Source organism: Okeania sp. (assembly GCF_983059655.1).
On sequence record NZ_CEZPJD010000364.1, the window covers coordinates 1 to 7776 of the forward strand.

General features: G+C 32.8%; 6 protein-coding genes. All 6 read left to right on the forward strand.

Annotated elements, in window-relative coordinates:
• Positions 1–797: 797 nt before the first annotated feature.
• The 6 genes from AC3DU7_RS19295 to AC3DU7_RS19320 all read left to right on the forward strand — a co-directional run bounded on the left by AC3DU7_RS19295 (position 798) and on the right by AC3DU7_RS19320 (position 7599).
• The gene (locus AC3DU7_RS19295; protein WP_488040932.1) at positions 798–2660 is read left to right on the forward strand and encodes an alpha/beta hydrolase; all 1863 of its coding nucleotides are present in this window, start codon (positions 798–800) and stop codon (positions 2658–2660) included.
• Positions 2661–2755: 95 nt separating this feature from the next.
• Positions 2756–3286, forward strand: coding sequence for a hypothetical protein (locus AC3DU7_RS19300; protein ID WP_488040933.1), 531 nt, complete (start codon positions 2756–2758; stop codon positions 3284–3286).
• Between the two features lie 37 nt (positions 3287–3323).
• The gene (locus tag AC3DU7_RS19305) at positions 3324–4034 is read left to right on the forward strand and encodes a class I SAM-dependent DNA methyltransferase (RefSeq protein WP_488040934.1); all 711 of its coding nucleotides are present in this window, start codon (positions 3324–3326) and stop codon (positions 4032–4034) included.
• A 32-nt stretch (positions 4035–4066) separates the two neighbouring features.
• Positions 4067–5014, forward strand: a complete 948-nt coding sequence (locus AC3DU7_RS19310) for a Rossmann-fold NAD(P)-binding domain-containing protein (protein WP_488040935.1) — start codon at positions 4067–4069, stop codon at positions 5012–5014.
• 291 nt (positions 5015–5305) lie between these two features.
• A complete protein-coding gene (locus tag AC3DU7_RS19315) occupies positions 5306–6016 on the forward strand; it encodes a class I SAM-dependent DNA methyltransferase (protein WP_488040936.1) in 711 nt (236 codons plus the stop codon).
• 221 nt (positions 6017–6237) lie between these two features.
• A complete protein-coding gene (locus tag AC3DU7_RS19320) occupies positions 6238–7599 on the forward strand; it encodes an aspartate aminotransferase family protein (RefSeq protein ID WP_488040937.1) in 1362 nt (453 codons plus the stop codon).
• Positions 7600–7776: the final 177 nt, after the last annotated feature.

Consider the following 7776-nt stretch of genomic DNA (forward strand, 5'->3'; position numbering starts at 1 on the left):
CCTGCTCTAAGTGCCAAAAATAATTTTGTGGTCTACTCAAATGAAAAGCGCTGTAGGTACAATGATTTTGACAACTAATATAGCGTTTCCCAGCCTAGTGAGGCACACTGTATCTTTATTTGTCTTCTGTTCCATGCCTGTTACCTAAAACCAATGAATTTTGTACCTCACCAGTATGAGAATTGCTATGACTGAAATGACTCTTCCATGAATATAGCACTACGCATTAAGGTTAGGACATTTCTAAATCCTGAAAGCCTTTGAAAGTCGGCTGTTCCCAGCTCCGGTGTTCCCTGTTCCCTAGCGCGTAGCGCTATATAGGCATATTTTGTCAAATTGGTATAACTACAAGTTTTTCTTTTGTTCGTAGAATAATGATACTTTTTATCTATAGCGTTTTCCAAAGTCGTGAGGTACAGTTATCTTTTTGTCTTTTGATTGCCTGTTCCCTATTCCCTCAAACCTAAAATTTTGTACCTCATAAGTGTGGGAATTGCCATATCATATTAGGATAACTTAAAAAAATAATACTTGTGGATCGACCTCTCTATTCTAATTCCTGCATATATAGCAATCAGGAATCAGTTGTGAGAATTGAGGTGTTCCTTAAAAGTATGGAATATATCAATTATGATATTCATATGATACGTTTTTTTCTTCTTCTCTGTTCCCAGCTCCGGTGTTCCCTGTTCCCTAAAAGTTTTCAACATCTCACAACTCAAATCATATTGCTATAGATGAAATGATAATTTTGTGGCACAATGAATTTATATACTTGAGTTTAATAGGAGTTATTAATGGTATTTAATTGCTTAAAAGCAAAAGAACTTTCCCAGAAATTTCTCAATTTTATGGGTGCTAAAATAGCTCAAGTACAGCAGACAAATAGCGATAATATTAAACAAAAATTAATTTTATTTAAGAAGTATAAAAATAATTCGATATTGATTGCTGGACTAACTATATTATCACCTATTTTTACCACTATTTCTGCCTCTGCTGCCGAAAATCTTATAATTTCTATCCCTGCTCTCGATATTACAGATCCAATCGTAGTTTCTCTGCCACCTTTTCAATTAAAAATACCAATTGAATCTATCGAAAGGTTTGCTAAAGAAGGAGAATTTAGCGAAGAATTTAGTTTTTATTCTGAGTTGCTCACAACAGATGAAACAAAAGAAATACAGACAGTTCTGAAAAAGCAAAAACAAGAACTCAGAGAACTTTTTCAAAACCGTTTTGACGTTAATCCTACTATTGTCAACACATTTATGGAAGAACCAGCAGGACAAGAAATCCTGAAAAGATTAGGTAAAATCCTGAAAACTGGAGAAAATAAAAATGGTAGTGAAGCTCTCCAAACAGCTTTCCAGTTAGCTATTGAAGAACCAGATGGTTTGACTATTATTAATGTGTTGAAAAATTTTCCTGGAGATTTATTAATAGAACTTCAAGAAGGTATCAATTTAACTGAAGAATTAATCAGAAGATTTGTAGAAGAACGCTTGATTGTAGTAGAGCTACAAAATCAAGCTCAAGAAAGATCGCTTAGTGAGAAGAAAGTTGATTTTAATAATTTTCCAGATTTAAGACAACCAGGCAATATAAGATGGGAAAAACAATCTATTACCTTTATAAATCCTAATCGCGACCGCTCTTCTCCAGCAAATATTTATCTGCCCAAAAGTTCTGGAAATAAATTAATTCCTGTGATAGTTATTTCTCATGGTTTAGGTTCAGACATAAATAGCTTTGCCTATCTTGCCGAACATTTAGTATCTCATGGCTTTGCAGTAATAGTACCAGAACATATTGGTTCAAGTGCAGAAAAACTTGAAAATTTCTTTGCAGGTTTTAGCACACCTGTAGATGGAATGGAATTTATTAATCGCCCACTAGATATTAAATATTTACTGGATGAATTAGAGGCAAAAATAGACTCCGATCCAATTTGGCGAGGTCAGCTAAATTTTAAACAAGTGGGAATAGTAGGTCAATCTTTTGGTGGTTATACTGCTTTAAGTCTTGCAGGTGCTCCCCTAGACTTAGAAGATCTACGAAAAGATTGCCAATCTGAAGATACTAAATTTATCTTTAATTTATCTCTATTATTACAGTGTCAAACCAGTAATTTACCAGCAGAAATAACTAACAATTTACGAGATGAACGTATCACAGCAGCTATCGTAATAAATCCAATTAGTAGTGGTGTATTTGGACCTGAAAAAATTAGTAAAATTGCAATACCTTTGATGATTGTTGCTAGTACTAGAGATATTTTTGCTCCACCCATTCCAGAGCAAATTTATCCATTCATCAGCTTAACTACTAAAGAAAAATATTTAGTTATTAGTGAACCAGCAACTCACTTTTCATTTATTGGTTTAGAAGAAGAAGAAGAGGAAGTTTCTCTAGAACTACCAATCAAATTAATGGGTCCCGATCCTAATTTAGCTTATCCTTTTATGCAGGCACTAAATTTAGCATTTTTTCAAGCTTATCTGATAAATCAATCTCAATCTTTACCATATTTAAGTGGGTCTTATCTACAATATATTAATCAACAACCATTTACTTTCAGTATATTACAGTCTCTCACAGAAGAGGACTTACAAAAGGCGATCGACAGTTTTTCCAAACGATTTAGTAATATTAATTAATTAGACATGATATAACTTGGTATATTAATGATCTTATATCATCAGGATTTCTAGGAATTATTGACAGGAGTAAAATTAACAAAAAAACAAATTATATGTTCAAAGAAAACAAAAAAGTTGAGTTAAATAAATCAAAAAGAGATTATAAAATAGAAGTTGTCGATAGTGAATTTGTTCTCAATCGTTGGGACGAGATTGACGCAATATTATACAGAGTATTTGCAGATTCAGAGTTTAATGATAATTTTGTCAGGACTCGTCCAGCAGAACATACTTTAAAAAATCTTAGGGAACCCGAACAAGAAGGTATAAAACATATTATTTCACTAGACTTAGATAATAATATTCTGGGAGCCTTTTTTGTTATTCCTACTTATAAACCAGAAGGGAAAGAAGATTGTGATTTAGGTTGGATGTTTACTATCGAATTACACCCAAGATTCCGTCATGAGGTTCTGAATTCCATTGTTGATAAAGTTCATCAAGTAACTAAAAATGCTGGTTTTGCTAGAATAATTACAGAAATGGGGACAGAAACAGGGGCAAAGTTTTTATCTAAAAAACATGGTTATATTCATACTCCAACTCCGAAAAAGTTGAATAGATGGACTAAAGAATTAAATTAGGAAAAAAAATAATTTTTAAATAGGATAAATTGAACAAATGAACGATCAATACCAAGAACTTGCTAAATTTTATGATAAGTTTGTCCAACAAAATAGAAACTATGATGAAATTGCTACCGAACTTGCTCAAATCATAGGGGAAGGTAGAGATTTATTGGATATAGGAATAGGTACTGGTTTAATAGTAGAAAATTTACTGCAAATTGAACCTAACTACAGAATAACTGGAATTGATACCAGTGAACCTTTATTGGAAGAAGCTCAAAAAAGATTAGGACAAAAAGTTGATTTATATTGTCAAAGTGTTTCTGAATTAGATATTGGTAAAAATTTTGATGTTGCTTATTCTCGTGGTGGTGCTTGGACGTTTGTTAATTATGAATCGGAAACAATGCTCGCCAGTCATATTTTTAGTTCTGCGGAAATACAGAAAAGCTTTGATTGTGTTGCTAAACATCTTCAAGCAGGAGGTCTACTAATCATTAGTTCTTCTAATGCTTATGGAGATAACTTAGTAGAATTGGATAATGGTATTGTTCATAAAAGAATTGCGAATACTGAATTAATTGATAATGAACGTTATGCTATTCTTGATTATCTTTTTTATCAAAATGAGAAGTTATTAACACAGCAAACACTAAAACTTAAATTACTCAGTTATCAAACCTGTAAGATGATGTTAGAAAAAGCAGGGTTGATCGAAAAAGATATTAACCCAGGAATATATTATACTTACTTAAAAATTTAAGCACAATATTTTCATAATAACTAAAAAATACCATGAAAATTGGCTACATTAAACCCAGTTTCCCTAATGAAAAAAGAGTCGGTTTATTACTACAACATTTATCCTACTGTAGTCCAGAGGATGAACGCAGATTTGAAGAAGGTTATGGGGAAACTTTAGATATTCTTGATGCAGCTTATGGAGAAGGTGCTGGTTATTCTCGCGAAAGTCTATTTGCTTGGGCTGATGTAATTTACTGCATTAAAGTTCCCCAACCCCAAGATTATCAATATTTTAGAGAGAATCAAACTCTTGTAGGTTGGATTCATCCGTTTGGTGCATCAGGAGGACATTTTCGAGAATACTGTGCTGAACCGAAAAATCTGCGACTATTTGATATTGGGAATGACATCTCTATCCGTATTACTCAAGGAAAAATAGAAACTCTGAATACTCCAAGAGATTTTTTAAAAGAAAATCACATATTCGCAGGTTATGCCTCAATGATGCAAGCCATTATGTTGCGAGGTGGAATTAGCCAGAATGATCGAGTAGCAGTATTTGGCTCCGGAAATGTGGCTTATGGCGTCTTGAAATATTTGGCTCCTAAAGGAATTGAACCTATATTGCGTCGCCGGAGTAATGTCGATCTAATGCGACAAGAATTTAAAGATTATGATATTTTTATCAATACAGTGGAAATTGCTCAAGGAGATGCACCCATTGTTACTTTTGAAATGCTTGATTCCATGAAATCTACAGGTTGGATTATTGATGCAGCAGCAGATACTGGTAGAGCAATTCAAGGTACTCGTGCAACTAAAATAGGAAATCCAATCTATCAAGACGAGCGAGGTCATACATTTTATGTGGTTGACAATTCCCCTTCTCTGCTGTATAGAGAAAGCAGTACAGGGATTAGCGAAGGTTATGCCAAACATTTTTGGAGCAGATCTATGAGTTATTGGTACAGTGATTCCTGTAAAGCAACAAGTAATTGAATTAAGAAAACAATATATAATAAATCCAGTTGTTTCTACCGTAAGCATTTAGCTATTAGCTGTAAAAGCAGAGAGTTTTATTAATATAGACTTTAAAGCCAGCTTTTAGGCGTAGTATAAATTATAATTCAAAAGCTTTTATCTAATTTATCTAAAACTAAAAGCAATAGCTGATGGCTGATAGCTGACGGCTGAATACTTACTATCAACAACCCATTGTGATTGTTGAAGGTTTGATGCAATATGTTTTTGATGAAACAGGTAAATATTATTTAGATACTTTTGTAGGAAATGAACGATCAATATCAAGGACTTGCTAAATTTTACGATCAATGTGTCCCACAATATAGGAACTACGATCAAATTGCTACTCAACTTGCTCAAGTTATAGGGGAAGCTAGAGATTTATTAGATATCGGAATAGGCACTGGTTTAATAGTAGAAAATTTACTGGAAATTGAACCTAAATATAAAATAACTGGAATTGATACCAGTGAACCTTTACTAGAAGAAGCTCGACAAAGATTAGGAGGAAAAGTTGATTTATATTGTCAAAGTGTTTCTGAATTAGATGTTGGTAAAAAATTCGATGTTGCTTACTCTCGTGGTGGTGCTTGGACGTTTCTTAATACTGAATCCGAAATAATGCTTGGTAGTCATATTTTTAGTTCTGAAGATATACAGAAAAGCTTTAATTGTGTTGCTAAACATCTTCAACCAGGAGGTCTACTAATAATTAGTTGTTCCAATGCTTATGGAAATAGTTTAGTAGAATTGGATAATGGTATTGTTCATAAAAAAATTGCCACTACTGAATTAATTGAAAATGAACATTATGCTCTTCTCAATTATCTTTTTTATCAAAATGAAAAGTTATTAGCGCAAGAAACAGTAAAACTTAAATTAATCAGTTATCAAACCTGTAAAATGATGTTAGAAAAAGCAGGGTTTATAGAGAAAGATATCAAGCCAGGAAAATATTATACTTACTTAAAAAATTAGTAAGCATTTCCTGCGGAATGCTGCGCAAACAGCTATTAGCAGTCAGCTCTCAGCTTTCATAAGAGGGTTTTAATGAGTATAGACTGTTTCAGCCAGCTTTTATAGTAAAATTTAATTCTGACTCAATTAGTAAAGCTTTTATTTCAAACTAAAAGCAATAGCTGATTGCTGATAGCTGACTGCTGAATGCTTACTAAAAATTTCAGCACAATATTTTCATAATGACTAACAAAATACTTAGACAAAATATACCATCTATTCCACCGTATAATTATCAACCTACTCCCTATCTTGGTATTTCAAAGCAACAAGTAATTGAATTAAGAAAACAATACATAAATCCAGTTGTTGCTACTTACTATAAACAACCAATTATGATTGTTGAAGGCTCAATGCAATACGTTTTTGATGAGACAGGAAAACGTTATTTAGATGCCTTTGCAGGAATAGCAACAATTAATGTTGGTCATTGTCATCCTTATGTGGTTAAAGCTGTACAAGAACAATCAGCAAAATTGCAACATTTAACTACACTTTATCTACATCCAACAATTGCTGAATATAGCAAAATGTTAGTAGATAAAATGCCAGATGATTTATCAATGGTTTACTTTGTTAATTCTGGTTCAGAAGCTAATGATTTAGCAATGTTAATGGCGAGGGTTTATACTGAAAATTTTGAGGTAATTACTCTCCGCAATGGATATCATGGTATGGGTGGTAATACGATGGGATTAACATCTCAAAGTAGTTGGAAATATTCTCCACCTCATAATTTTGGGATTCATCATGCTTTAAATGCCGATGTTTATAGAGGTCCTTGGAATAATAATGAAAATAATGTTGCCGATAAATATGCTGATGAAATTCAGAATATAATTCAATATGCAACCTGTGGAAAAATTGCTGCTTTTTTTGCTGAATCTATTCAAGGAATGGGAGGAGTAATAGTTTATCCAGATGGTTATTTAAGGAAAGTATCCGATTATGTTCATCAGGCAAAAGGATTATTAATTATTGATGAAGTTCAAACTGGTTTTTGTCGAACTGGTAAAAGTTTTTGGGGTTTTGAACTTCACAATGTTAAACCTGATATTGTCACTTTAGCTAAAGGTATTGGAAATGGATTACCTCTTGCTGCGGTTGTAACAACACCTGAAATTGCTCAAGCATTTACTCAAAAAATGCACTTTAATACATTTGCTGGAAATCCGGTTTCTTGTGCAGCAGGTAAAGCAGTTTTAGAAACAATTGAAAGGGAAAATTTACAACAAAATTGTTCTATAGTAGGAGATTATTTACTCAAAGGTCTTAATAATTTACAAGAAAAACATGAATATATTGGGGATGTTCGTGGTTGTGGATTAATGATTGGTATTGACTTAGTTAAAAATCGGGAAACAAAAGAACCAAATTCTGAACTTGCATCCCAAATTCACGAAGTATCTAAAGATTTAGGATTAATTATTGGTAAAGGAGGTTTATATCGTAATATTTTACGGATTAAACCACCACTTTGTATTACAAAAGCAGATGTAGATTTTATTATTCAAGTTTTGGATTTTGCTTTTAGTTCTGATTAAGGGAAGAGGGAACAGGGAGCAGGAAGTCAAATTGTAATTATTTTTGTTACGAGAATAGTGGGAGTATCTTACTCCCGTGGGTTCTATAGATAGATATCTCCAACAATCAAAAATCAAATCAATTATTGCACTGTTATTCATCAATTATTTCCCCCTACTCCCTACTCCCTACTCCCT